Source organism: Bacillota bacterium (genome assembly GCA_036504675.1).
In the GTDB taxonomy this organism is placed as follows: domain Bacteria; phylum Bacillota; class Sulfobacillia; order JAJYWN01; family JAJZPE01; genus DASXUT01.
Genome location: DASXUT010000196.1, coordinates 1 through 25,609 on the forward strand (window position 1 = coordinate 1; position 25,609 = coordinate 25,609).

The window sequence follows — 25,609 nt, forward strand, 5'->3', positions numbered from 1 at the left end:
ACGTCGATGGCGACGTGATCATCGACAACGGGCTGGTCATCGGGGCCCTGGGCACCGCCAGGGGCGATCTGAACCTGGCCACCGGCCACACCATCACCGACCCGGGTCGGAAGCTGAGCGTGGCCGGCACCATCTACTACGACCAGAACATCACCCTGCCCCCGTTGCTCACGCTCGACTTCTACCGCACCTACGCCACCCGGATCCTCGCCGGGCCGCAGACCTTCCAGGACGTGCTGGACATGACCCTTCCGGCCAACCGGCTGATCCTCATCGAAGGTGACGTCCACCTGGGCGCGGCCAGCGCCCTGAGGATCAAGGGCAAGGGGACGATCGTCGCCACCGGCAACATCTGGATCGACAACAAGAGCTACTACTACACCAATTCGGCGACCGACAAGCTCTTCGTCTTCGGCCTCGACCCGGCCAGTCGCCTGGTCTTCAACACCGCCTCGCAGTTCATCGGGATCTACCGCGTCCCGGGAAATGTCGACTGCACGCGTAGCCAGCCGTCGAGCATCGAGGGAGCGATCATCGCCGCCAGCTACACCATGGGCGGGGCCCAGGACTCCTTCAAGATCTACCTCGATCCGTACTCGGCCGCCAACCCAACCGCCGGCGTGCCGGGGACGATTACGAAAGTCCTGTCCTGGCAGGAGATATCGCCCTGAGCTAGAAGAATCCCATGGAGATGAGGGGGCTTTTCCCTAGCATGGAACCGTATTCCAGCCGGGCCGACAAGCTGCAGGCGGCGCGCCGGGAGGTCAGGGCCACGTCCATCGGCGGCCTGACCCTTCTGACCGTTGCCTACGTGGGTGTCGGGCTGGGGCTCGGTTACGTGCAGGACTTCATCCCGTCGTGGCGGGTCGCGGCGCAGACGGCCGGCTGGTACTGGATCGGCGGCCTGGCCGCCGTGTTGGCCGCGGCCGTCGGGGTCTGGGTCTGCCTTGGGCGGCTTTCGCGGAATGAAGCGAGGGAGGCCGTCCCCGGGCGGCCCTTACCGCCGCGCCAGGCCGGACGTGCGGGGATGTCCCGGATGAGCGTCACCCTGACCGCCTTCACCGTCGCCCTCTTCGGCTTCAGCCTCGGGGTCGCCGGCTACTTCGAATGGACCTGGTGGACCGATGGGCAACCCCAACGCCTATGGGCCTTCGGGGCCTGGGCCCTGGCCCTCGGGCTGGTGGTCGGGCTCGTCCTGTTGATCTCGGGGGTCAGCTCGGCCCGCCGCGAGACCAGGCAGGAAGCGTCCGACCTGATCGCCGCGGGGGGTCAGGTGGTGACCGAAGAGACCGTGGTGGCCATGGGCCAACCGCGGCTGGTGACGACGACTGATGCCGATGGCCTCCGTCAGGCCGTCGACCAGGTCCTCAACCACGCAGAGTCCGATGGGCGGGCTTCCACGGATGAGACTCCCACGCCGGTAGCCACGCCCGCGCCAACGCCGGCGGTGTCAGTGGTCGCCCTACCGCCCCACCGGACGAACTGGGGCGCCGTTCTCGGGAGGGCCCTGGCCATCCTCATCTGGATCGCCCTCATCGCCGGCACCACCGGGCTGGAGATGCGCCTCGGCGCCGAGGCCTCGGAATACCGCTACTACCCGCTGGCCGGGCTGGCCGTCCTCGCCGTGGTCTGGTGGGCGGTCGGTCAGGCCCTCGCCGGCCGCGGGAAGTATCCGACCGCCGCCGTCGTCCGGCACCGGGTGGCGAAACCGAAGCCGGTCAGGCCGCCGAAGCGCCGCCGCGTCCCCCTTCCGGCTTCGAGCCTCGAGGAGGCGGCCGCCACGGCTGAGCCCATTGTCGCCGAGCCCGCCGAACCCGAGCCCGTCGCGGCCGAGGAACCGGAGGAGGCCCAATTCCCAGTGCCCGATCAGCCTGAAACCATTCAGCCGGAGCCCGCGACCACCCCCGCGGAGCCCCAACCCAAGGCCAAGCCGGCCCGCGTCCCCAAGCCGGGTCCGCAGCGGCGGACCTGGGTCGGTCTGGACCTCGGCTCGCGGACCATCCGGGTCGTCCAGGTCGCTCCCGGCAAGCCCTATCCGGTCGTGGTCAACTTCGCCTCCGCGCCGACGCCCGACCGCTCGGTCAAGGACGGCGTGGTCATCCGTCCGACGGCTGTCGCCGACGCCATCAACGACCTACTCAACAAGGCCGGGATCAAGCAACGACGGGTCATCGCCGCCCTCAGCGGGCAGGCGGTCATCCTTCGCCAGGCCCAGTTCCCCCTGATGTCCTCCAACGAGCTGCGCGAGGCCCTCAAGTGGGAATCTGAACAGCACATCCCCATCCCGGCCGACGAGGCCATCGTCGACTTCGCCATCCTCGGCGAGGGCGCGCCCGCAGGCGCGACGGGGCTTGCCGCCATCACCGGTCCCGCCGGGTCGACCGCCGGGCCGGCCCCGGCCGTCACCGGCCCATCCATGCAGGTCCTCCTGGTCGCCACGCAGAAGCGGATCGTTCAGGGCTACCTGGACACCTTCGAGGCGGCCAGGCTCAAGCCGGTCGCCCTCGAAGTCGACCTGTTGGCCGTCTACCGCGCCCTCCAGACCGACGGCTACCTGCCCGAAGAGGGCCACCCCGTGGCCATCCTCAACATGGGTGCGGCCAATGCCGGCCTGAGCCTCTTCGCCAACCACTCGGCCCAGCTCACCCGGACTATCGCCGCCGGCGGAGAGGTCTTCGCCCAATCAATCATGGAGGCCTTCCAGGAGACCCCGGCCGGCGCCGAAGCCCTCCTCCGCGAGCACGGGGCCAAGCCACTTACGCCGATCGCCCGCTGCGTCTCGCCGGTCGTCGACGAGTTGAGCATCGAGGTCCGCCGCTCCCTGGAGTTCTACCTGATCAAGAACCGCCAGTACGGCATCAAGCAGCTCTTCATCGTCGGCGGGGCGGCCGTCCTCCCGGGGCTGGCCGAAGCCGTAGCCGATTCGCTCAACGACGCCCTTCGGGACAAGAACCCAGGCGGCCAGGCGATCGAGGTCATCGTCCCCGACCCGTCCCGCCGCCTGACCGTCGCCGGACCGGCCCGGGCCCGCCTGGACCAGTTCGGTCCCGACTACATGCAGGCCTTGGGGCTGGCCTTGCGAGAGGAGTCGCCGCAGTGACGACCAAGATCAACCTCTTGCCGCCAAGATTGAAGGCGTCGCGGCGGGTCAATTGGGCCCGCTGGCTGGTGGTCGTGGTGGCCGTCGCGATGATGGCCGCTCCCATCGGCTACTGGGCAACCCTCTTCACCCAGACGGCCGATCACGACAACCGGACGGCCACGGCCAAGGCCGAGTACGCCACGTACACCAGGGTCCTGGCCAAGGACAGGCAGCTCCAGGAGATGGAGCGCTCCCTGACCGACAAGAAGCAGTTCATCCAGGGCCTCAACTCCCCGGTCAAGTGGGCCGGGATGCTCTACGAGGTGACCACCTACATACCGCCATCGGTGGTCCTCGAAGAGATCCGTTCGCTGGGAATGGAGGCCGAGACGGCCCAGACCGGCCAGGCCCAGACCCAACCGAGCCAGTCAACGGCGCCGACTCAGGGAACCCAAGGGTCCCCCAGCGAGGAGAACCCGCTGAACCAGACGACCACAACCGCGCCCTCGACGACGCCCTCGACGACGCCCTCGACGACGCCCTCGACCACGCCCTCAGCTGGCTCCAGCGGCCAGACCGCTTTCACTGTGCCGGCGACCACCGACCGCGTCCTGATGGTCGGCACGGCCGGCTCGCTCGAGGCCATCGGCCGGTTCATCGTCGGCATCCAGAACGCCAAGTACCTGTCCAACCCGGAGCTGACCTTCGCCGTCGAGGACAAAGACGGCTTCCGCTTCGAGATCATCGCCGCCATCAGGCGGTAGGGGGTGAGGGCGATGTCCTTCCTGAGCCGTCTCTCCAAGCGCGAGCGGGCGATCATCATCGGGGCCGGGCTGATCGCCTTCGTCCTGGCCGTCTACTTCCTGGCCATCGATCCTCAGGAGAAGAAGCTGGCCGCGGCCAAAGCGGCCGAACTGAAGGCGGCCGCGCAGGTTCGTGAGGGTCGGGCGGTCAAGGCCCGCGAGGACCAGATCGACCAGCGGATGAAGGCCATCCAGCAGGAGATGAAGACCCTCGACCTGACCGTCCCCGGGGAGCGTGAGGTGGCCGAGTTCCTGTTCTACATCGACGCCTCGGCCCGCACCACCAAGGTCGCCGTCAACGCCCTCAAGTTCGCCACCGCCGCCCAGGTCCGCGACTTTGCCCAGTATCCCATCCAGTTCGAGCTGACCGGCAAGTACCCCAACATCGTCAACTTCCTCAACCGGGTCGAGTCATACCCGCGGCTGATCCGGGTCGAGGGCTTCCGGGCGGCCCCCGTGGGCCAGGAACCCGGTGTGGTCTCCAGCGATTTCGTCGCCTTCATCTACTCCCAGCCGAGCCGGGCCGTGGGGACGAAACCGGGCTCTCTCGTCCTCAAGTGGCCGGTCGGGCGGACGAACCCGTTTACCCCCTAGGCGCGCGGGCGGCTCGCGCCGCGTAATCTGGCCGCTGAAACGGTAGGTGAGGGGCATGTCCCGGTTTCACCATAGCCGTCGCCGGGGCCTTCTCCGGGATCTCTACCGGAACGACGAGGGATTCTCGTTCTTCGAACTCCTGGCCGTGGTCCTGATGCTGGCCGCTCTGGTCACCATGGCCGTGCCCTCGGTCAGGAAGGCGATGTCCTGGGGCAACCTCAACAACGGCGCGCGAACGGTCATTTCCGACCTTCGGACGGCCCAGCAGACGGCGATCCAGAAGGCCCTCAAGGTCCAGGTTCGCTTCACCGTGGTCGCCGGGCAGCCCGGGTACTACGAGTTCTATGAGGAGAACCCGGTCACCCACCTGATGGTCGCCTCAGGCAAGCGGGTCGACCTGGAACAGGCATCGAGGCTCGAGTCGGCCAACTTCGGCGCCGGCGGGGCCACGGTCGAGTTCGACGCCCTCGGCGGGGCGACCAACGCCGGCACGGTGACCCTGGCCAACCCCACCGGCGAGCAGCTGAAGATCGAGGTCGTCGCGGTGACGGGACGGGCGAGGATAAGAAAGTGAAACGGACAGACCATTGAGGCCGGCTCAGTCACGCAGGGTGACGGGCCGGCCTCAGTCGTTGGGTTACGATATCTTGGCCTGACGGGAATGCTAGGCTGGGTTAAGATGGGATCGGCGGGAAGGCGAGACACCATCCCCGGCGGCGGATCTCCGCCACGAAGGAGCGACCATGGGCCACGTCGACTTGACCATCTTCTCCGCCCTCAACGGACTGGTCGGGCGGAACCAAGCCTTCGACCGGGCGGTCGCCTGGTTCACGACCTACGTGCCCTTTCTCTTACTTCTGCTCTTGGCGGTGGCTTTCGTCATCCCCGGGCCGGGCGCCGCTGGGCGCCGCCGGGCGGCCGTCGTCGCCGGGCTGGCCGGGGTGATTGGCGTTCTCATCGCGGTCCTGATCGGACAGATGGTCTTCAGGCCGCGGCCTTTCGCCGCCCTTCCGACCGAGCGGGTTCGCCCGCTCATCCATCACGCCCCCGACTCGTCCTTTCCGAGCGACCATGCCACGGGCAGCTCGGCCATGGCCGCCGGAATGTGGGCCTCGGGCACCCGGCTTTGGCGGGTCGTCTTCGCCACCGTGGCCGTCTTGGCCGGGCTGTCGCGGGTCATCGCCGGGGTCCACTGGCCTGGCGACGTCCTCGGCTCATTCATCATCGGTGTCCTTACCGGGGCGGTCACCGTCTATGCGGCCAAACCCCTGATGCCGCTGATCGATCGGGTCATCCTGTGGTACGGTCGTTTGGAGAGGCTGTGGCTCCGGAAGTCGGAGTGACCGGAACCGTGATCGCCGGCAGCCTGATCGTGAACTGGCTGCCCCGGCCGGGTTTGCTGGCGACCTCGAGCCGTCCGCCGTGGGCCTCGACGATGGCCCGGGCCGTCGGCAGGCCGAGGCCAAATCCACCGCCCAGGTTCCGGGCTTGGTCCGAACGATAGAACCGCTCGAAGATGCGGGGCAGTTCTTCTTCGGCTACGCCCGGCCCGTTGTCGGCCACGCTCAGGTAACCCTCGGCCCCCTCCCGTTCCGCCGAGCCGTTCAGGCCGGCCGAGATGGTCACCCGGCCGCCCCCGTACTTGAGGGCGTTGTCGACCAGGGCCCAGACCGCCCGACGGAGATGGGTCACGTCGGCCGACACCGTCACCGGCTCGAGCGGCCCCTCCTCGACCGTGGCATCGGGCGCCACGGCGCGCGCCTCCTTGACCGTCTCCGAGGCGATCTCGTCCAGACGCAGCAGGGAGGCGTCGAGCTTGAGCCTGGCGTCCAGCCGGGCCAGCAACAATAGGTCGTTGACCAGCCGCTCCATGGTCACGGCGGCCCGGCCGATGGCCCGGGACGATTCGGACACCACCTCGCGGTCGCCGCCGCCCCATCGCCCCAGGAGATCACTGTAACTGCGGACCACCGCCAGCGGCGTGCGCAGGTCGTGCGAGGCCGCGGCCACGAACTCCCGCTCCCGGCGATAGCCGTCTTCAAGCCGCTCCAGCATGCCATTCACCGTCTCGCCGAGGATGTGGATCTCGTCGCGAGGCCCGGCCAGGGGAATCCGTCGGCTCAAGTCACTGGCGGTGATCTCCCGCGTCGTCCGGGTCAGGGTCTCCACCGGGCGCAGGGCCTGCCGGGCGATCATCCGGCCGCCGATCACGGCGGGGGCCAGGCTGGCCAGGGCCACCAGGGCGAAGACCCGTTCCAGGGTGGCCAGGAAGTCCTCCTCTCGCCCCAGCGAGCGGACCACCTGGAGTTGAACGTTGGCCGCGAGCTTCGCCCCGGCTACGATGGCGTCGATGGTCCCGAGCCTGATCTGCTTCGGCGGACCGACGTAGGCCGGGACCTGGGGGAGACCTTCGAGTCCCCGCGAGCGGTTGAGGACCCGGCCGTCGGGGGTCGTAACCTGAACCCAATCCGGGCCACTCCCCAGGATGGCGGTGATGGCCGGATCCTCGAGGTCCATGTGGTTGTAGTCGCCCTGCTCGTCACCGCCGCCGTCGGTCAGCTTCTGGACGTTGGCCAGCGCCGTTTCGGCTTCGCGGCCCGCCGCCGTAAAGAGGACGTGGCGGACGCCGAAGAAGGCCACCAGCCCGAAGATGAGCAGGACGGCCAATAAGAGAGCGGTGTACCAGAGGGTCAGGCGCCACGAGAACGAACGCACTCAGGTCAGGCCTCCCGTCGCGTCAAGTCCCGCGTCGTGCCGGCCTCGCGGAGGGTGTAGCCCACGCCCCGGACGGTTTGGACCAGCTTGGTCGGGAAGGGTTCATCGATCTTCGCCCTCAGGTAACGGATATAGACCTCGACCACGTTGGTCTCGCCGTAATAGTCAAAGCCCCAGACGTGGTTGAGGATGGCTTCGCGGGTGAGGACCAGGCCGGCGTTTTCCGCCAGATAGGCGAGGAGATCGAATTCTCGGCGGGTGAGGGCGATCGACCGGCCGGCCCGTTCGACCATCCGCGAGCCGCGGGAGATGGCGAGGTCGCCGACGACCAGCCGCTCACCGTCCCGATGGAGGGGGGCCGATTGCCGCAGGCGGGCCCGTACCCGGGCCAACAGCTCTTCGATGGCGAAGGGCTTGGCGACGTAATCGTCGGCTCCGGCGTCCAGGCCGGCTACCTTGTCGCCCGTGCTTTCGCGGGCGGTCAACATGATGATCGGCACGGCCGAACGTTGTCGCACCTGGCGACAGACGGCGAGGCCGTCCAGTCCAGGCAGCATGAGGTCGAGGAGGATGAGGCTCCAATCCCCCTCGGACGCCCTGGCCACGGCCTCGTAGCCGTTGCCGGCCACTTCCACTCGGTAACCCTCGTGCTCGAGCTCCAGTTGGAGGGCCCTCGCCAGGCTGGCCTCGTCTTCAACGACGAGGATTCGCGGCTTGGGTGCGCCTTCGTCAGGCATGTTCAACACCTCGATCGCCAATCCATCCGCATTCTACACTCGAAAGATTAAGAGGCGATTAGAGCGAATCCTAATCATCTTCTAATCACCGCTTAAGGCCGTTCTCATCGCCGATTGATATATTGTTCCCTGACGGGGCCTTGAGCGACAAGCCCCAGCACGATCATTCCAAGGAGGGAAGACGATGAACAAAAGAGTTCTGGTCTATGTCATCTCCGGCGCGCTGGTGATCGGCGGGGTCATCGGCCTCGGGCTGACCCGTCCCGCGACGGCCAAGGCCAGCCCCGCTCCGGCCCAGACGACCGGAGCGAACGGAGACGCCACGGCCGAGAAGGATGGCGCGAAGGAGTCCGGCACGGTCGAGAACAACGCGGAGAACGGGTCGGCTGAGGAAACCGCCGAGGCCGCCAGCCTCCAGGCGATGGCCAAGATCACCCCGGACCAAGCCAAGGCGGCGGCCCTGCAGGCCGTCCCGGGGACCGTCCTCAAGGTTGAGTTGGACAACGAGAATGGCAACCTGGTCTACAGCGTGGAGATTAAGACTGCCAACGGTGACCAAGACGTCAAGGTCGACGCCGGCAACGGCACCGTCGTAGCCCAGGATAGCCAGCAAGATGATGGCGACAAGGCCCAGGGCAATGATAACGAAAAGGATTCCGGCGCACCGGACAACGACCAGGTCCAGGAGGAGTCCCAGAACTAGGCGGGGCCACTGAACCTAAGCAACTTGGAAACCCTGAGAGAGAGACATTCTCTCAGGGTTTCTTTCTTGTCCTTCCGGCCGGCCGTCGTGGCAGGCCGGTTGGCCCCCGACAGGATTTCCCCGGCCGGGGCGAAACTCCTTTTTCAGGGCCGGAGGCGGGACGGAGGGATGATCTTGCGGGCCGGTCGGAAGCCGGAAGGTACGGGTGTAGCCTGGTCGGACTCAAGGCCGAATGTTCGAGTTGCTCGCCGGGGCCCTTGTGGCCGAGTCCGGCAAGACCAGACTGTCGCGGGGTTTCCCGACAAGAAGGCCGGCTTCGCGTAGTCGCGAGGCCGGCCTTAGGTTTTGCAGCCGGAAGAGGGGCGGATTGGCAGGATTCACGGTTTACCGGTCGAAGGCAAGTCGGCCATTAAGAGATGAATGACGTCATATCTAGTGTCATGCAGAGCGAAATCGGTCATGCTTGAAGAGGACGAAAGATGGGTTTCACCAGGTGAAGGCATGCGAAGCGAAGAAGCCCGGACGATCCGCTACCCTTTCATCGTCCGCCAGGTGGTCAACGACCAGGGGAAGCCGGAGTGGGAGGCTGAGGTCCCGGACCTACCCGGGTGTGCCGCGGGGGCGGACACCTTCGACCAGCTGGCAGCTCTCCTAGGCGACGCGATCGACGACTGGATTCAGGCCGCCCGAGAAATGGGCCAGGACATCCCCCTACCCAGCGATGATGAGGACTATAGCGGCAGGGTCACCGTCCGCATGCCCCGCTATCTCCACCGCCGGTTAACCCAACTGGCGAAGCTCAACGACACCAGTCTCAACTTGTTTATCGTGGCGGCGTTGGCCCTGAAGGCTGGAGAGGTGCCCACCACGCTTTCGGCTCCCGCCGGTACGCGAAGCCAATCAGGGCCGGCATGACCCCGGTCTGGCTTTCTCGCGTCTTGGCAAGCCGCGTTTTGTCTGCGGACGCACGCGAGGTCTCTAGACTCCGTAGTCGAAGCGGGTGGCCTTGATGAACTCGCTTTGGAACTCGGGCCGTTCGGCCAGGGGGACATGCTCGATCCGCCGAGCGAGTTCCTCGGCTTCCCGCCGCCTGGTCCGGCTGAGGGCGGCCAACTCGGCCCCGACCCCGGCGGCGTTGCCGACCGGGGTGATCCTTTCCAAGGGGATGTTGGGCAAGAGCCCGATCCTCCTGGCGCTGGTCGGGTCGATGTAGTTGCCGAAAGCGCCGGCCAGTAAGATGCGGTCCAGGCGGGCTTCCTCCAGGCCGACCTCCTTGAGAAGGAGCTGAACGCCGGCCCGGATGGCCGCCTTGCCGAGCTGCAACTGGCGGATGTCGGTCTGGGTCAGACGGACGCGTCGACCATCGGCCCCCGACTCCGCCAGGATGAAGGCAGGGCCATCAGGATCCGCGACGACGCGCTCCCCGATTGCCGGGGGCACATCGGCCGGTTGTGACGGGCCGCTGAGGCGCCCCGAAGCGTCCAGGGCGCCCGCCGCCAGCAGCACGGCCACGGCGTCGATCAGCCCCGAGCCGCAGATGCCCGCGGGCGGGCCGCCGCCGATGACCTGAAGGTGCAGATCCTTGTCGTTCCTATCCCCGGGCCCCAGGCTCACCCGCTCGATGGCCCCGGCCGCGGCCCTCATCCCGTCGCCGATCTGGGCCCCCTCGAAGGCCGGTCCCGCCGCCGTGGAACAGGCCCACAGGCGGCCATCCCCGGCCAGGACGAGCTCGCCGTTGGTCCCGATGTCGAGGGCCAGACTCCAGCCGGGCAACTCGGCCAGGCGGGTGGCCAGGACCACGCCGACCGTGTCGGCCCCGAGGAAGCTGGCGATCCCCGGGAGGACGTGGACCTCGGTGGATGGGGCCAAATCGAGGCCGAGGCTCCCGGCATCGACCGTGCGGCCGGCCGTGAAGGCCGCCTCGTAAGGCGCCCGCGACAGCCCGTCCGGTCTGACCCCGAGGAACAGGTGGATCATCGTGGCGTTGCCGACCACGGCCGCCGACCTGATCTTCGCCGTGGGGACTCCGGCCCGCCGGCCGAGGTCGCCCAGGAGCCCGTTGATCACGCCGATGACCTTCTCCTGGAGCTCGGCCGTGCCCCGCTCGCCGCCAATGGCGTGGGTGATCCGCGAGATGACGTCGGCCCCGTAGACGTTCTGGGCGTTGGTGGCGGTCGAAGTGGCCAAGGGCCGCCCGGTCCCAAGGTCGAGGAGGGTGGCCACGACCGTCGTCGTCCCGATGTCCACGGCCACGGAGAAGGCTTGCCCGGACGGGTCGAGGCCCGATCGGTCGATCCCGCTGTCCAGGAGGCGAGCCCCCGCCGACAACCTGGCCAGGGCGCCCTTACGCCAGGTCTCCGAGATGGGCTGGCCGATCTCGACCTTCGTCGCTCCAAGGACCCGAGTCTGGCAGGCCAGGCGCCAGCCGGCGGCGAGGTCCGGACCCAAGGCGGCGATCTCCGCTTCGCTCGGGGCCGACACCTCGCCCTCGACCACTCTGACTCGGCACTTCTCGCAGGTGCCTTGTCCACCGCAGTCGCCGCTCAGATCGAGGCCGACCGACGCGGCCGCCTCCAGAAGGTCGATTCCGTTCGGAACGGTCATCGAGACCGCCCCCGGAAGAAAGGTCACCGCCACGCCGGACAATCAGTCACCCCCCGCCCATGTTCGCCGGCTGATACGACACTCTTTCACCGTTTACAAGGCTTCACCTTCTGACCCACGGGCCGGCCTTCCCGACCTTCAAAGAAAGTTGCCGGTTTCCTAATTGCCAACGATATACCCTTGGGGGTATACTTGGAACGAATCGCCGGTCCGAACGGCCGGGGGATGGGGGGCAGGGTATGGAGTCGGCTCAAGCGGTCGGCCTCGGGGTCGCCTTCGTCGCCGGCCTGGCCTCGTTCTTCTCGCCCTGTGTCGTGCCGCTCGTCCCGACCTACCTGACGTACCTGGCCGGTTCAGCCGGCCGCGAGGGGGATGGCCTCGGTCGACGGCAGATCCTCAACGCCGTCGCTTTCGTTCTCGGCTTCACCCTCGTCTTCCTGGTCCTCGGCCTTGGGGCGGCCGGCCTCGGGACGTTGACCGCGGCCTTGAGGTACCGGGGGCTCCTCCGCCGCCTCGGCGGCATCGTCGTGGTCGTCTTGGGATTGCAGCTCACCGGGCTCATCCAGGTGGGCTTCCTCGAGCGCGAAGCTCGGCCCGACCTCGGCCCGGGGTTGGTTCGGAGGGGGGCCGGAGTGGGCCGGTCGGCCCTCGTCGGAATGGCCTTTTCATTCGGCTGGACCCCGTGTGTCGGGCCGGTCCTGGCGTCGATCCTGGTGATGGCCGCCGGCGCCGCCAGTCTGTCCCGGTCATTGGCCCTCCTCCTGGCTTACTCGGCCGGCCTGGCCCTACCGTTCCTGGCCGCCGCCGTCTTCCTCGACCCCCTCATGGGCTGGCTCAGACGGCGCGGCCGCGTCCTCGAATGGATCAGCCGCGCGAGCGGCGCGTTGCTCGTCCTGATGGGTCTGGCCCTGTACTTCAACTACCTGGTCAGGTTCGAAGCTTGGTTGAGCCGCTGACCGGCCGGACCGCACAAAGAGCCGCCGAAAGGTGCAGACTAGGGAGGTGGAACCAGCATGTCACAGCAAACCCCGCGCCGCGGCAACGCCGGCCTGATCATCGCCCTCGGGCTCGTGGCCCTGTTGGCCATCGTTTCAGTGATCGCCTGGCGGAACGGACAGAGTGCCGGCCAACCGGCCGTGGGCCGACCGGCCCCGGGGATCGCCGTCCGCGACCTTGCCGGCCACCAGGTCAGGCTGTCATCGGTGCAGGGCCCGCTGCTCTTGACCTTTTGGCAGACCACCTGCCCGGCCTGTCAAGCCGAGTTCAAGACCATCCAGAGCCTTTGGGCCGAGCGGGAAAAGACCGGGGTGCCCTGGACGGTCGTGCCGGTCGACTTGGGTGAGCCGGCCGAGGTGGTCAAGGCCTTCATGGCCGAGAACAAGTACACCTTTCCGGTCTACCTCGACGCGAGTGGGGCCGCCGGGGAGACCTATAACGTCTACTACATCCCGGCCAACTTCTTCCTCGACGGCCGGCACCGGTTGAGTTCAATGAGCGACGGAGCGATTCCCGGGCCCGAATTGAAGGCGCGGCTGGAGGCCCTGACCAGATGAAATCGGCCGGCCCCCGCCGGCGGGCCGGACCACCCACGGGTCTCGATCATCCAGCCCTATTTTCGGTGGTTGACCGGGGGTATCATAACAATTGACCCTGAAGACCTTGCGTTATACAATGTGGACAAGAGCCGCTGACTCATACCCATACGGGGGATATGCCATGCGAACGACGATGCATGAATCCGTTTTCATCAGTCCAGGACCGGGGGGTTCAGACGTGGAGAGAAACAAACCAGATCTGCTCGAACGCCTGAAGAAGATCGAAGGACAGGTCCGCGGGGTCCAGAAGATGGTCGACGAAGACCGCTATTGCGTCGACATCCTGATCCAGGTGACGGCCATTCGGGCCGCGCTCAACAAGGTGGGGTTGCAGATCCTGCAGGGCCATGTCCGCGGGTGCGTGACCGCGGCCATCAAGGAAGGCAAGGGCGACGAGTCCATCGAGGAACTCGTCGACGTCCTCTCCAAGTTCGCCAAGTAGCTGGGGCCCGCCCCCCGCGGCGGCCCTGGCCCCAGCCCTGGTCCCAGCTCTCGTCCGTGATCATGGGAGGTCCGCGCGATGAGTCTACCTACTTCAAAGACAACCGGCGCGCCCGAGCCGGCCGGCAAGTCCACCCAGGTCACCCTCGACCTGGGCGGGATGACCTGTGCCACCTGCGCCACCCGGATTGAGAAGGAATTGAAGAAGGTCGGCGGGGTCGGCTCAGCCGCCGTCAACTTCGCCACCGAGAAGGCCACCGTCGTCTTTGACCCGGCCATCGTCGAGCCCGACCGGCTGGTCAGGGCCGTCGAGGGCATCGGCTACAAGGCCTTCGTCGAAGAGGCCGAATCCCGGCCGAGCGCCGGGGCCGGGGCTGGGGCCGGGCCGGGCGGAGCCGCTCAGGCCGGCACCCGCAAGGTCGTCCTGCCCATTCAGGGGATGACCTGCGCCTCCTGCGTCGCCCGGGTCGAGCGGGCCCTCACCGGGACCAACGGTGTCGCTGCGGCCGCGGTCAACCTGGCCACCAACCGGGCGACCATCGAGTACAACCCGGCCTTCGTCAGTGTCCCGGACCTCCGCAAGGCCGTCGCCGCCGCCGGCTACGAGGCCCTTGAACCGCTGGCCGAGGAGGTCGGCCAGGACCGCGAGCGGCTGGCCCGGCAGCGGGAGATCAAAGCCCTGCGGCTGCGCTTGATCATCTCCGCCGGACTCAGTTTCCCGCTGGTCTTCGCGGCGATGACGATGATGATTCCCGGGGTCCCGATGTTCTTCCACAACTTCTGGTTCCAGCTCGTCCTGGCCACGCCGGTCCAGTTCTGGGCGGGGTGGCGCTTCTACCGGTCGGGTTTCCTGGCCGTCCGGCACGGCAGCGCCGACATGAACACCCTCGTCGCCCTGGGGACCAGCGCGGCCTACCTCTACAGCCTGGCGATGACCGTTTTCCCCGGATTCTTCGCCAGCTCGGGCTTCGAGCCGACGGTCTACTACGACACCAGCGCGGTGATTATCACCCTGATCCTCCTCGGCAAGTACCTCGAGGCCGTGGCCAAGGGCCAGACCTCCGAGGCCATCAAGAAGCTGATGGGCCTGCGGCCGAAGACGGCCAGGGTCGTGCGGAACGGGGAAGAGATGGACATCCCGGTCGACGACGTCGTCCCGGGCGACCTGGTCGTCGTCAGGCCGGGGGAGAAGGTCCCGGTTGACGGCGTCGTCCGCGAGGGCCACTCATCCGTCGACGAGTCGATGCTCACCGGGGAGAGCCTGCCGGTGGAGAAGAGCGTCGGCGATGAGGTCATCGGGGCGACCGTCAACAAGACCGGGGCCTTCAAGTTCGAGGCCACCAAGGTCGGCCGGGAGACCTTCCTCTCGCAGATCATCAAGATGGTCGAGGACGCCCAGGGTTCGAAGGCGCCCATCCAGCGCCTGGCCGACATCATCTCGGCCTACTTCGTCCCCATCGTCATCGTCATCGCCGTGGCCACTTTCGTCGTCTGGATCATCTTTGGCCCCAGGCCGGCCTTCCTCTATGCCCTGATGAACGCGGTGGCCGTCCTGGTCATCGCCTGCCCCTGCGCCATGGGCCTGGCCACGCCGACGGCGATCATGGTCGGAACGGGCAAGGGGGCCGAGAACGGCGTCCTGATCAAGGGCGGCGAGAGCCTCGAGACGGCCCACAAGCTCAACGCCATCATCTTCGACAAGACGGGCACGCTGACCGAGGGCCAGCCGGCGGTGACCGACGTCGTCATCCTTGGCGAGTTGGACCGCCCGGCCGTCCTGCGGCTGGCCGGCGCCGCCGAGAAGGGTTCCGAGCACCCCCTCGGTGAAGCCATCGTTCGGGCGGCCGAGAGCGAGGCCGGGACCGGCGGGCTCCCCGCCGCCGAGGGCTTCGACGCCGTCCCCGGACGCGGCATCAAGGTGACCATCGAGGGCCGGGCCCTTCTCCTTGGCAATGATAAGCTGATGAAGGAAGCCGGGCTCGACCCGGCGGTCTTCGAGCAGCACGCCGGGAGGCTGGCGGGGCAGGGGAAGACGCCGATGTTCATGGCCGTCGACGGGCGGCCGGCGGCGGTCATCGCCGTGGCCGACACCCTCAAGGCCAACTCGGCCAAGGCTGTGGCCGAACTGCACAAGCTCGGCCTGCAGGTGATCATGATCACCGGCGATAACCGCCGGACGGCCGAGGCCATCGCCTCCCAGGTCGGCATCGATCGGGTCCTGGCCGAGGTCCTCCCCGAGGACAAGGCCGGCGAGGTCAAGAAGCTGCAGGACGAGGGGAAGATTGTGGCCATGGTCGGGGATGGTATCAATGACGCCCCGGCGCTGGCCCAGGCCGACATCGGGATGGCCATCGGGACCGGAACCGACGTGGCCATGGAGGCCTCGGACATCACCCTTATCACCGGCGACCTGCGGGGCGTGGTCACCGCCATCCAGCTCTCCAAGCGGACGATGGCGACCATCCGCGGCAACCTCTTCTGGGCCTTCTTCTACAACGTCATCGGCATCCCCATCGCCGCCGGCGTCCTCTACCCGTTCTTCGGGTGGATGCTCAACCCGATGATCGCCGCGGCGGCGATGGCCTTCAGTTCGGTCTCCGTGGTCACCAACTCTCTGCGATTGCGTTCCTTCCGGCCGTCCTCGGTCTGAGCGTCCACGACTCCAGGCCAGCGGCCCGGTTCTGGTTCGAACATTCCTCGGAGGTGAGTCCCAATGGCTGAAACCAAGAAAGTCATCAAGGTCACCGGGATGAGCTGTAACCACTGCAAGATGGCCGTCCACAAGGCCCTCTCCGGCCTCTCCGGCGTCCAGAGCGTCGAGGTCGACTTGGGGACCGGCAACGTTGCCATCGACTACGACACCGACAAGGTCGGCGTGGACGACTTCCGCCGGGCCGTGACCGGCGCCGGCTACGAAGTCGCCGGCTGAGCCCGGGTCAAGCGGCGAGACGGCGAAGCTAGGCGAAGCTGACTGAGATCGAACAGCGAAGGGCGGTCGGCGAAGGCCGGTCGCCCTTCTGACGCCACCGTCGCAGTTGTTCACCGGCTTAAGAAATCTTAACCCCCTCGCTATCCGTCCTGGAGAAGCCGGTTGCGAGCCACCATCGTGAGCGCGTGGCGGTCGGCTTCGGGCCGGAGATTCACGTTTGACGCCGCTCTGCGGGCCCCGAAGGCCCGCTTGAGGGCATCGTTGGCTACTTCTGGAATCGCTGGGTTTCGGGCCGGGTAAGATAAGGGAAGCGAAAATCGGCGTCTTAGCAAGGATAAGATAGTTTCAACGTACAAAGGTGGCCTAAGCTGGCGCCAACAGTGGTTGTGCGACAAAAGACAAAGACTATATTATTAGCCTAGCCGCCGGATTAGCTGCTTTATTGTGAAATCCGGCACTTAAGGGGTCTTTGTGATGACCAAACGCGCTCGAATTGCCATCGGTGTGGCCGTCGTCTTTGTCGCCCTGGGGTATCTCGTCTTTACCGGGATCTCCCGCTCTGCCACTTACTACGTAACGGTCAGCGAGCTCCGCGCCAAGGGCGCCGCGATGGTCGACCGGCCCGTCCGGGTCACGGGCAAATTGGACGGGTCGTCGGTGAAATGGGACTCCAGCCAGATCCTTTTGACCTTCGACCTGTCCGACGGCCAGAACCGGATGACCGCCACCTATCACGGGGTCAAGCCTGACGGCATGGACGACGGCCGAGACATCGTCGTCGAGGGGAAGCTCGACCAGAAGGGCGCCTTCGAGGTCAAGAACATCCTCGTCAAGTGCCCGTCCAAGTACGAATCCAAGCCGGCTACGGGAGGCTGATGCAATGGCTGAACTGGGCAGCGCGGCCATCATCATCGGCTTGATCGTCGCCGTCTACTCGGTCATCGCCCTGGCCATCGGCGCGGCCGCCGACAACCCCCGGGTGGTCGGGAGCGGTCGTGGCGGTGTCCTGGCCACCGTCCTGGCGACCTCGACGGCCTCTTTATCCCTCCTATACTTGTTGGTCAAGGGCGACTTTTCGGTGGCCTATGTGGCCGACTACTCCAGCCTCACCCTGCCCTGGTTCTACCGGATCTCCGCCTTTTGGGCCGGTCAGGCCGGGTCGCTCCTGCTCTGGTTGTGGCTGCTGAGCATCTATGCGGCCGTGGTCGGGTCGGCGCGTTCAGCCAAGGAGCCTTCGCGCGCCCTGCTCGCGCCCAGGGTGGCGGCCATCCTCCAGTCGATCTCGGTCTTCTTCTTCATCCTCCTCATCGCCGTGGCCAAGCCCTTCGCCAAGGGGGCCACCGTCCCAACCGACGGGGCCGGGCTCAATCCACTCCTCGAGAACCCCGGCATGGTCATCCACCCAGTGGCCACCTATCTTGGATACGTCGGTTTCGCCGTGCCCTTCGCCTTCGCCGTCGCCGCCCTGACCCTCGGGTCCCGGCCGGGGGCCGCCGCGGCCAGAGCCGCCTGGGTCAAGCTGACTCGCAAGTGGACCCTGTCGGCCTGGCTCTTCCTGTCCATCGGGATCCTCACCGGGATGCAATGGGCCTACGTCGAGCTGGGCTGGGGCGGCTACTGGGCCTGGGATCCGGTCGAGAACGCCTCGCTGATCCCCTGGCTGACCGGCACCGCCCTGATCCACTCGGTGATGATGCAAGAGCGGAAGGGGCTCTTCAAGTTCTGGAACCTGTCCCTGGTCACGGTGACCTTCCTCCTGACCATCTTCGGCACCTACCTCACCCGGAGCGACGTCCTGTCGTCGGTCCACGCCTTCGGCGACCGTCAGATGGGCTACTACTTCCTGGGCTTCCTCCTCCTGACGGTGGTCTTCTCCGTCGCCCTCGTCGCCGCCAGGCGGCGGGAGATGGTCGACGACCGGCCGGTCGAGGCCTACATCTCCAAGGAGACAAGCTTCCTGGCCAACAACGTGCTCCTGGCCGGCACCGCCTTCGTCGTCTTCTGGGGGACGATCTTTCCCGTCATCACCCGCAACCTCTTCGGCCGGGAAGTGGCCGTCGGTCCCGACTTCTACAACCGCCTCAGCCCGCCGCTGGGGCTGGCCATCGTCGTCCTGGCCGGGCTCTGCCCGCTGCTCGCCTGGCGCCGGGCCTCGCTGAAGAGCTTCCGGGACAACTTCCTCGTCCCGCTCGTCGCCGCCCTCGCCTTCATCGGGGTGGCGCTGATCCTGCGGCTGCGGCCGGTCGGGGCGATCCTGGCCTTCGCCGGCGGCCTGTTCGTGGCCGTCACCGTGGTCCTCGAGTTCGTCAAGGGGACGGCCGTCAGAGTCAGGTCGCACGGGGAAAACCCGCTGGCGGCCTTCATTCGCCTGACCACCCGCAACCGCCGCCGCCATGGCGGTTACCTGGTCCACCTGGCCGTGGCGGCGATCATCATCGGGATCACCGGGTCCAGCGCCTCCAGCATCTACAAGGCCGAGGCGACCCAGACCCTGACGCCCGGACAGAGCCTCACCGTCGCCGGGTATACGGTCACCTTCAAGCAGCTGCAGATGAGGGAAGCACCCAATCACCCCGGCGTCGTGCAGGTCTACGCCGACACCACCGTCGCCAAGGGCGGCCGTCAACTGGGCAACCTCGAGCCGATGAAGCTCTTCTATCCCAACCGCGAAGAGCCCGGAACCGACGTGGCCATCCTGGGCGGCCTGGGCCGCGACGTCTACGTTATCCTGGCCGGCTGGGACGAGAACACCGGCGCCGCTTCGCTCAAGGTGATGGTCAACCCGCTGGTCGCTTGGATCTGGGTCGGTGGCTACCTGCTCATCTTCGGGGCGGTCTTCGCCCTCTGGCCGCAGGCCCGCGGGGTCGAGGTGGCCGAGTACGAAGCCCTGAGGCGGCGGGCGGTGGGTCGGGCCCGGACCGGGGCCGGCGCCGCCGCAGCCACGGCCCCGTTCGGAGGTGACGGCCGGTGATCGCCATCCTTGGCCTCCTGTTCCTGGTCATCGCCTCGGGGGTGCTGATTGGGCTGCCCCTCCTCGTCGCGGGCGAGGACCTCTCGGGCGAGGTGGGGTCCGGCCGGGGCCGCTCCCGGGCGGCCGCGCCCGTCCCCGCGCCCGATTTCGCTCAGCTCCGCGACCTCGAGTACGACTTCCGGTCGGGGAAGATGAGCCGTGAGGACTACCAGGCGGCCCGAGCCGACTTGGGCCTGGCTCGAGATGGATTCGACCCGAGAACGACCCCCGGTGACGGGGCTGAGGCCGACCTCGAGGCGGCTATCGAGGCGGAAGCCGAAGCCGAGGCGGCGATTCGGGCCGAGGCCGCAGGGGCCCAGCCCGCAGGGGCCCAGCCCGCCGCGACCTTCTGCCCCAACTGCGGCGCCCGCCTGCTTCGCGCCGACCAGAGATTCTGTCACCAGTGTGGCTCGCCTGCCCGGTGACTTACGAACCCCACCCCTAGTCCGAGGATGTGAGCCAATGAACAACGTTCAACGTCAATCTTTCGTCCGCCGGCGAGTGGTCCGGTGCCTGACGGCCGCCGCGACCGTTGTCGGCCTGCTCCTCTTGGCCGGCCTGTCGGCCACTCCGGCCCTGGCTCTTCCCGCCGGGGTCCTCGGGGTCGAGACCGAGCACCTCGTGATGCGCGTCGATGACCAGGGGATGATCATTACCTACGCCGCCCGGGTGACCAACGGCACGGCCACCAAGGCCGACCGCCTGACCTTCTCGCTCCCGGATGGCTACACCGGCCTGACCTTCGTGCAGGGCCTCACCGAGACTCAGGTCGACAAGGGCAAGGACGGCTTCGTCGCCCGCGACGGCCTGGCCGCCGGGGCCGGCCTGGACGTCGCCTTCTCATACCACCTGCCGATCTCCGGCCATCAAGGGACGGTCGCCCGGAAGGTCAACTACCAAACGGGCAACCTATCCATCGTCGTCCAGGTCGACCAGATGGCCATCAACGGCGAGGGCCTGACCGCCGGGGACACCGTCAGTCTGAACGGGGCCACTTTCAAGGAGTACCATCGCGGGAACATCCCCGCCGGGACGACCGTCCAGGTCGGCTGGACCCTCGGGCCGGGCGGTTCGGCCACCACGGGCACGGGTGCGACCGGGGCGACGGGCACGGATGGCTCCAGCGCCACGGCCTCGCCGGCTCCGGGGAACCTTCTCGGCCGCCTGACCGGTGGACCCCTGCCGGTCGCCCTCTTTCTCCTCGGCCTCGTCGTCGTCGGTTATGGCGCCTATGCCTACACCCGCGGCCGGTCGGGGCGGAGCGCGGCCGTCGCCCGGACGGCCGGTGGAGCCGCCCAGCCGGCGGAGGCCGCCGGGTTGGCCGGCCGCAAGGCCGAGCTCGTCCACCACATCGCCTCCCTCGACCGCCGCCACCAGTCGGGCGAACTGGCCGATGAGGCTTACCAGACCGAACGCTCCCGGGCCAAGGATGAACTGGTCCAGGTGATGTTGACCCTGCGCGGGTCGAGCCAGGAATGAACCAGCCAGGACGGCCATCGGCGGCCGCGGCCATCGTCGCCGCGGGGGTCGATAAGCGCATCGGGCCGAAGCTCATCCTGAAGGACATCGACCTGACCGTCGAACGCGGCCGCTTCCTGACCATCCTCGGGCCGAACGGGGCCGGCAAGACGACCTTGCTCCGCATCCTGACCGGGCTGCTGCGGCCGACGTCGGGTCGGGTGATGGTCGACGGCCAGGACCTCGCCGAGGCCCCGGCCGAACTGCGCCGCCGTTTCGGCGTCATTTCCCACCACAGCTACCTCTACGACACCCTGACCGCCCGGGAGAACCTCTTCTTCTACGGGCGGCTTTACGATGTCCCCGGACTCGACCGCCGCATCGACGAGGTCCTCGCCGAGGTCGGCTTGGAGCTCTTCTTCAACGAGCCGGTCCGGACGTTCTCGCGGGGGATGATCCAGCGATTGGCCATCGCCCGGGCGATCATCCACCGGCCGACCTTCCTCTTCCTGGACGAGCCGTACACCGGCCTCGACCCGCAGGCCTCGGAGACCCTGTCGTCGGTCCTCGCCGGCCTCCGCCACGACGAACGAACCATCGTCATGATCACCCACCAGTTCGACCAGGGGTTGGCCATGGCCGACCGGGTGGTGGTCCTGGTCGACGGGCGAATCGCCCTCGACGAGGCGGCCTCCGACCTCAGCCTCGACGAACTCAACCGACGCTACCGCCTGGCCGCCGGGGCCGGGGGTGACCGCTCATGAGCTTCCTCGGCAAGGTCTGGCTCATCGCCTGGAAGGACCTGAAGGCCGAGTTTCGGACGAAGGAAATGATCAGCGCGATGCTGATCTTCGCCCTGCTGGTCATCGCCATCTTCGCCTTCGCCTTCGACCCGACCCGCGAAGAGGTCCGGATCATCTTCGCCGGCCTGATCTGGGTGGCGTTCTTCTTCGCCGGCATCCTCGGCTTGAACCGGTCCTTCGCCATTGAGAAGAACAACGACGCCCTTCACGGCCTGCTGCTGGCGCCGCTCGACCGCAGCGCCATCTACTTCGGCAAGCTCGTCGCCGGCCTGATCTTCATGTTCGTGGTTGAGGTCGTCTCGCTGCCCCTCTTCATCGTCATGTTCAATTACGCGCCGACCGGGTCGTGGCTCTTGGCCGCGGCGGTCATCGTCCTGGCGACCTTCGGCTTCCTGGCCATCGGGACTTTCCTCGCCGCCCTGACCGCCAATACCAAGGCCAGCGAGATCCTCTTGCCGGTGATCCTCTTCCCGGTGGTCATTCCGGTGGTCATCGCCGCCGTGGAGGCCACCCGGGGGATCTTCTCCGGCGCCCCGACGGCCGACTTCATCACCTGGTTCAAGGTCCTCGGCGTCTATGACCTGGTCTTCGTCGCCGTTCCGTTCCTGCTCTTCGAGTACCTGTTAGAGGTTTAGCGCAAGGGGGAGTCCACCACGATGCCTCAGGAGAAACCGGCCGCTAGGCCGGCTCCGCGGTTGGCCACCGGCCGCGGGGGGCTCGGCTCACTGGCCATTATCACCTTCATCCTCATCGCCGTGGCCCAGTACATGATCTTCATGTACGTGCCGAACGACGCCACCCTCGGACTGATCCAGCGCATCTTCTACTTCCACGTCGCCTCGGCCTGGAACGCCCTGCTGGCCTTCACCGTGGTCTTCGGGGCCAGCCTGGCCTACCTGGCCAAGGGCGAGCGGCGCTGGGACGCCCTGGCTCTCTCGGCGGCCGAGATCGGCGTGCTCTTCACGACCCTGGTCCTGATCACTGGGCCCATCTGGGGCAAGGTTTCCTGGAACCAGTGGTGGACCTGGGACCCGCGGCTGACCACGACCCTCATCCTCTGGTTCATCTACCTGGCCTACCTGCTGGTCCGGATGGCGGCCGACGAGCCCGAGAAGAGGGCCCGCTTCGCCGCCGTCTTCGGGATCATCGGGTTCGTCGACGTCCCCATCGTCTTCTTCTCCATCCGTTGGTGGCGGACCATCCACCCGATCGTCATCAGTTGGCAGGGGGCGGCCATGGAGCCTTCGATGCTGCGGACGATGATCGTCAGCTTCGTCGCCTTCAGCTTCCTCTTCCTCTACCTCCTGGTCAACCGCCTGCGGGTCGAGGTCATGCAGGACGAGGTGGCTCAGCTCAAGGAGCGCTTACAGTAGCCGGTCGGCCGTCCGCCGGTTCGGAACGAAGCCAAGCCCGCGAGGGCTCAAAGGAGCGATCGAGATGCCTGAAGCCTCCAAAGCCCTGCCTTATCTGTTCGCCGCCTATACCATCATCTGGGTGGCCGTCTTCGCCTACACGGTCAGCCTCGGCGGCCGCCAACGCAAGCTGGCCCAGGACCTGGACCTGATCAAGCGGGCCGTCGAGAAACGGATGGGGAAGGCCGGTTGACAGTTGCCATGGATTATGCTAGAGTAAGCTCCAACTACTATTAGTCCAGGCGATGAGCGGGGAAAGTACCCAGCAGGAAGCGCTCACAGCGAGCCGGCGGGGGCTCTTCGGAGCCGCGTGGTGGAAGGTCCGGCGCGGGGATGGCTGGGGAATGGTCCCGTGAGCTACACGCTGAACGCCTCGTGATCCGGGGCCAGTAGGCGGCCGGTGTCTTCCGCCGTTATCGGAAAGAGGGTATGTCTGTACCCGCGCTCAAGAGCGGCGGCTTCGGCCGTCGAATTGGGGTGGCACCGCGCTGGCTGATTAAGCCTACGTCCTCACTAGGGACGTGGGCTGTTCGTTTTTCGGGCCTTCGTCCTGGCATAGGGGCGAAGGCCCGATCATTTTCCGGTCCGAGTCCATGGAAGGAGTGATCCGGAATGTGCCAGCCGGGCCTGGAGAGCTATCTGGCCTTGACCAAGGAATACTCCCTGATCCCGGTCTACCGGGAGGTCCTGGCCGACCTGGAGACCCCGATTTCGGTCTACCTCAAGCTGTGTCAGGGGGAAAAAGGCGCCTTCCTGCTCGAGTCGGTCGAAGGCGGCGAGAAGGTGGCCGCTTACTCATTCCTGGGCTGCCGTCCCCTGCTCACGCTGGCCAACCGCGGCGGGATCAGCTGGATCGCCGAGGGCGAGGCCGCCAGGCAATGCCGGCTCGACCGACCGGGCGTTGACCGGAGAAAAGGGCCAGGGGTCCTTACCGGTGACCCCCTGAGCCACCTCAGACAACTGGTCGGCCGGTTCAAGGCCTTCCGACCGGCCGAGCTCCCCCGTTTTTCCGGCGGCCCCGTGGGCTATCTGGGCTACGATGCGGTCCGCTACTATGAAGAGTTGCCTGGAGTCCCCGCCGATGACCTCGGCCTGCCGGAATCGTTCTTCATGGTCACCGAGCTGGTCGTCGCCTTCAATCATCGGAAGCACAAGCTGGTCCTGATCGTCAACTCGATCCCCGGCGACCACCCGGCGACCGCCTACGAACAGGCGTCGGCCCTGCTCGAATGGGCCGTTGATCGGCTGAGGCGGCCCGTGCCGACCGGCACCGGGGTGTCACTGGGGCGGAGAAGGCCGCTTTCGGTGGAGGCCAACCTGACCCGGCCGGAATTCGAAGCGTCGGTGCGGCGGGCGAAGGAGCACATTCTGGCCGGCGACATCTTTCAGGTCGTCCTCTCCCAGCGCCTGACGGCCCGGGTGGACGCCCAGCCGTTGGACATCTACCGGCTGCTGCGGACGGTCAATCCCTCGCCTTACATGTTCTACATCACCATCGGCGACCTGAAGATCATTGGGGCATCCCCCGAGATGCTGGTTCGGGTGGAGAACGGAACGGTCAACCTCCGGCCGATTGCCGGGACCCGGCCACGCGGCGCGACCGAGGCCGAGGACCTGTCCCTCGAGGCCGACCTGCTGGCCGACGAGAAGGAGCGGGCCGAGCACGTCATGCTGGTTGACCTGGGGCGGAACGATCTGGGGCGGGTGTGCGAGTTCGGAACGGTCACCGTCAAGGAGATGATGAGGGTCGAGCGGTATAGCCACGTGATGCACATCGTCAGCGACCTCGAGGGGCGCTTGCGGCCCGATGCCGACGCCTTTGCCGCGTTGACGGCCTGCTTCCCGGCGGGGACCCTGTCCGGGGCGCCAAAGGTCCGGGCCATGCAGATCATCGACACCCTCGAGCCCACCAAGCGCGGTGTCTATGGGGGAGCCATCGGCTACTTCTCCTGGGATGGGGCGATGGACACCTGCATCGCCATTCGAACCATCGTCATGCAAGGTGATCAGGTCCATATCCAAGCGGGGGCCGGCATCGTCGCCGACAGCGACCCGACCCTGGAGTACCAGGAGTCGCTGAACAAGGCCCGGGCCCTGCTCCAGTCGTTGGAGATGGTCGGGGAGGGGTTGGCATGATCCTGGTCATCGACAACTACGACTCCTTCACCTTCAACCTGGTCCAATACCTCGGCGAACTGGGGGCCGAGCTGAAGGTGGTCCGCAACGACCGGACGACGGTGGAGGCCATCCGGGCGATGGCCCCGGAGCGGATCGTCATCAGCCCGGGACCGGGCACCCCGGCGGAGGCCGGGGTCTCCCTGGCGGCCATCCGAGAGATGGGGCCGAGCACGCCGATCCTTGGGGTCTGCCTTGGGCACCAGGCTATCGGCCAGGCGTATGGGGGCACGGTCTGCCGGGCGCCTTACCTGATGCACGGCAAGGTCAGCCGCATCAGGCACAACGGAAACGGCCTCTTCGCCGGGTTGCCCAACCCGCTGACGGCCACCCGCTATCACTCCCTGATCGTCCGCCGGGAGGGCCTACCGGCCGAACTCGAGCCCACCGCCGAGACCGAGGATGGATTGCTGATGGGAGTGAGACATCGCCGCTACCCGGTGTTCGGAGTCCAGTTCCACCCCGAGTCCATTCTGACCGAGGGCGGCAAGCAGTTGCTTCGGAATTTCCTGGCCACGCCGAGCCCCGGCGGGCCGAGCTAGGAGGAT

The 25,609-nt window shown here is 67.1% G+C and carries 26 protein-coding genes; 23 read left to right on the forward strand and 3 right to left on the reverse strand.

Features of this window, described 5'->3' with window-relative positions; genetic code table 11:
• The 6 genes from VGL40_15390 to VGL40_15415 all read left to right on the forward strand — a co-directional run.
• A partial coding sequence (locus VGL40_15390; GenBank protein HEY3316646.1) for a hypothetical protein occupies window positions 1–671 on the forward strand: 671 nt, incomplete at its 5' end.
• 41 nt (window positions 672–712) lie between these two features.
• Entirely contained in the window at window positions 713–3,100 is a 2,388-nt protein-coding gene (gene pilM / locus VGL40_15395) for a pilus assembly protein PilM (protein ID HEY3316647.1), read from the forward strand.
• Complete coding sequence (locus VGL40_15400; GenBank protein ID HEY3316648.1) at window positions 3,097–3,846, forward strand: hypothetical protein; 750 nt, start codon at window positions 3,097–3,099, stop codon at window positions 3,844–3,846. Before pilM ends, VGL40_15400 begins: the two co-directional genes overlap by 4 nt.
• Window positions 3,847–3,858: 12 nt before the next feature.
• A complete protein-coding gene (pilO, locus tag VGL40_15405) occupies window positions 3,859–4,479 on the forward strand; it encodes a type 4a pilus biogenesis protein PilO (GenBank protein ID HEY3316649.1) in 621 nt (206 codons plus the stop codon).
• Between the two features lie 55 nt (window positions 4,480–4,534).
• A complete protein-coding gene (locus VGL40_15410; protein ID HEY3316650.1) occupies window positions 4,535–5,053 on the forward strand; it encodes a GspH/FimT family pseudopilin in 519 nt (172 codons plus the stop codon).
• A 169-nt stretch (window positions 5,054–5,222) separates the two neighbouring features.
• Window positions 5,223–5,822 (forward strand): phosphatase PAP2 family protein, encoded by a 600-nt coding sequence (locus VGL40_15415; protein HEY3316651.1) that lies wholly within the window; start codon window positions 5,223–5,225, stop codon window positions 5,820–5,822.
• Here VGL40_15415 and VGL40_15420 read toward each other — a convergent pair.
• Both VGL40_15420 and VGL40_15425 read right to left on the reverse strand, forming a co-directional pair.
• The gene (locus tag VGL40_15420) at window positions 5,770–7,194 is read right to left on the reverse strand and encodes a HAMP domain-containing sensor histidine kinase (protein ID HEY3316652.1); all 1,425 of its coding nucleotides are present in this window, start codon (window positions 7,192–7,194) and stop codon (window positions 5,770–5,772) included. The genes VGL40_15415 and VGL40_15420 overlap by 53 nt on opposite strands.
• Before the next feature lie 5 nt (window positions 7,195–7,199).
• Window positions 7,200–7,931: a response regulator transcription factor gene (locus VGL40_15425; protein ID HEY3316653.1), complete on the reverse strand. Its 732-nt coding sequence runs from the start codon at window positions 7,929–7,931 to the stop codon at window positions 7,200–7,202.
• A gap of 184 nt (window positions 7,932–8,115) precedes the next feature.
• Here VGL40_15425 and VGL40_15430 point away from each other — a divergent pair, with 184 nt between their 5' ends.
• Both VGL40_15430 and VGL40_15435 read left to right on the forward strand, forming a co-directional pair.
• Window positions 8,116–8,634 (forward strand): PepSY domain-containing protein, encoded by a 519-nt coding sequence (locus VGL40_15430; GenBank protein HEY3316654.1) that lies wholly within the window; start codon window positions 8,116–8,118, stop codon window positions 8,632–8,634.
• A gap of 459 nt (window positions 8,635–9,093) precedes the next feature.
• The gene (locus VGL40_15435; GenBank protein HEY3316655.1) at window positions 9,094–9,549 is read left to right on the forward strand and encodes a type II toxin-antitoxin system HicB family antitoxin; all 456 of its coding nucleotides are present in this window, start codon (window positions 9,094–9,096) and stop codon (window positions 9,547–9,549) included.
• Window positions 9,550–9,612: 63 nt separating this feature from the next.
• Here VGL40_15435 and VGL40_15440 read toward each other — a convergent pair whose 3' ends face one another.
• Window positions 9,613–11,271, reverse strand: a complete 1,659-nt coding sequence (locus VGL40_15440; protein ID HEY3316656.1) for an ASKHA domain-containing protein — start codon at window positions 11,269–11,271, stop codon at window positions 9,613–9,615.
• 206 nt (window positions 11,272–11,477) lie between these two features.
• Between VGL40_15440 and VGL40_15445 the strand changes: the two genes are divergently transcribed.
• From VGL40_15445 to VGL40_15515, 15 genes are all read left to right on the forward strand, one after another.
• Window positions 11,478–12,194 carry a cytochrome c biogenesis protein CcdA gene (locus VGL40_15445; GenBank protein ID HEY3316657.1) on the forward strand — a complete coding sequence of 239 codons (717 nt, stop codon included), beginning with the start codon at window positions 11,478–11,480 and terminating at the stop codon, window positions 12,192–12,194.
• A 57-nt stretch (window positions 12,195–12,251) separates the two neighbouring features.
• On the forward strand, window positions 12,252–12,791 hold the full coding sequence (locus VGL40_15450; GenBank protein ID HEY3316658.1) for a TlpA disulfide reductase family protein: 540 nt from the start codon (window positions 12,252–12,254) through the stop codon (window positions 12,789–12,791).
• Between the two features lie 220 nt (window positions 12,792–13,011).
• A complete protein-coding gene (locus VGL40_15455; GenBank protein HEY3316659.1) occupies window positions 13,012–13,275 on the forward strand; it encodes a metal-sensitive transcriptional regulator in 264 nt (87 codons plus the stop codon).
• A 78-nt stretch (window positions 13,276–13,353) separates the two neighbouring features.
• Window positions 13,354–15,924, forward strand: a complete 2,571-nt coding sequence (locus VGL40_15460; protein ID HEY3316660.1) for a heavy metal translocating P-type ATPase — start codon at window positions 13,354–13,356, stop codon at window positions 15,922–15,924.
• 63 nt (window positions 15,925–15,987) lie between these two features.
• On the forward strand, window positions 15,988–16,203 hold the full coding sequence (locus VGL40_15465; GenBank protein HEY3316661.1) for a copper ion binding protein: 216 nt from the start codon (window positions 15,988–15,990) through the stop codon (window positions 16,201–16,203).
• 474 nt (window positions 16,204–16,677) lie between these two features.
• The gene (locus tag VGL40_15470) at window positions 16,678–17,079 is read left to right on the forward strand and encodes a cytochrome c maturation protein CcmE (GenBank protein ID HEY3316662.1); all 402 of its coding nucleotides are present in this window, start codon (window positions 16,678–16,680) and stop codon (window positions 17,077–17,079) included.
• A 4-nt stretch (window positions 17,080–17,083) separates the two neighbouring features.
• Window positions 17,084–19,174: a cytochrome c-type biogenesis CcmF C-terminal domain-containing protein gene (locus VGL40_15475; GenBank protein ID HEY3316663.1), complete on the forward strand. Its 2,091-nt coding sequence runs from the start codon at window positions 17,084–17,086 to the stop codon at window positions 19,172–19,174.
• Entirely contained in the window at window positions 19,171–19,638 is a 468-nt protein-coding gene (locus VGL40_15480; GenBank protein HEY3316664.1) for a zinc ribbon domain-containing protein, read from the forward strand. Before VGL40_15475 ends, VGL40_15480 begins: the two co-directional genes overlap by 4 nt.
• 37 nt (window positions 19,639–19,675) lie before the next feature.
• The gene (locus VGL40_15485) at window positions 19,676–20,692 is read left to right on the forward strand and encodes a hypothetical protein (GenBank protein HEY3316665.1); all 1,017 of its coding nucleotides are present in this window, start codon (window positions 19,676–19,678) and stop codon (window positions 20,690–20,692) included.
• Entirely contained in the window at window positions 20,689–21,435 is a 747-nt protein-coding gene (gene ccmA, locus VGL40_15490; protein HEY3316666.1) for a heme ABC exporter ATP-binding protein CcmA, read from the forward strand. Before VGL40_15485 ends, ccmA begins: the two co-directional genes overlap by 4 nt.
• Entirely contained in the window at window positions 21,432–22,109 is a 678-nt protein-coding gene (locus tag VGL40_15495; protein ID HEY3316667.1) for a heme exporter protein CcmB, read from the forward strand. Before ccmA ends, VGL40_15495 begins: the two co-directional genes overlap by 4 nt.
• A 21-nt stretch (window positions 22,110–22,130) precedes the next feature.
• The gene (ccsA, locus tag VGL40_15500; protein ID HEY3316668.1) at window positions 22,131–22,847 is read left to right on the forward strand and encodes a cytochrome c biogenesis protein CcsA; all 717 of its coding nucleotides are present in this window, start codon (window positions 22,131–22,133) and stop codon (window positions 22,845–22,847) included.
• A gap of 64 nt (window positions 22,848–22,911) precedes the next feature.
• Window positions 22,912–23,079: a CcmD family protein gene (locus VGL40_15505; protein ID HEY3316669.1), complete on the forward strand. Its 168-nt coding sequence runs from the start codon at window positions 22,912–22,914 to the stop codon at window positions 23,077–23,079.
• Window positions 23,080–23,498: 419 nt separating this feature from the next.
• Window positions 23,499–25,022, forward strand: a complete 1,524-nt coding sequence (trpE, locus tag VGL40_15510; GenBank protein ID HEY3316670.1) for an anthranilate synthase component I — start codon at window positions 23,499–23,501, stop codon at window positions 25,020–25,022.
• A complete protein-coding gene (locus VGL40_15515) occupies window positions 25,019–25,603 on the forward strand; it encodes an aminodeoxychorismate/anthranilate synthase component II (GenBank protein ID HEY3316671.1) in 585 nt (194 codons plus the stop codon). The genes trpE and VGL40_15515 overlap by 4 nt, the downstream gene beginning before the upstream one ends.
• Window positions 25,604–25,609 lie beyond the last annotated feature (6 nt).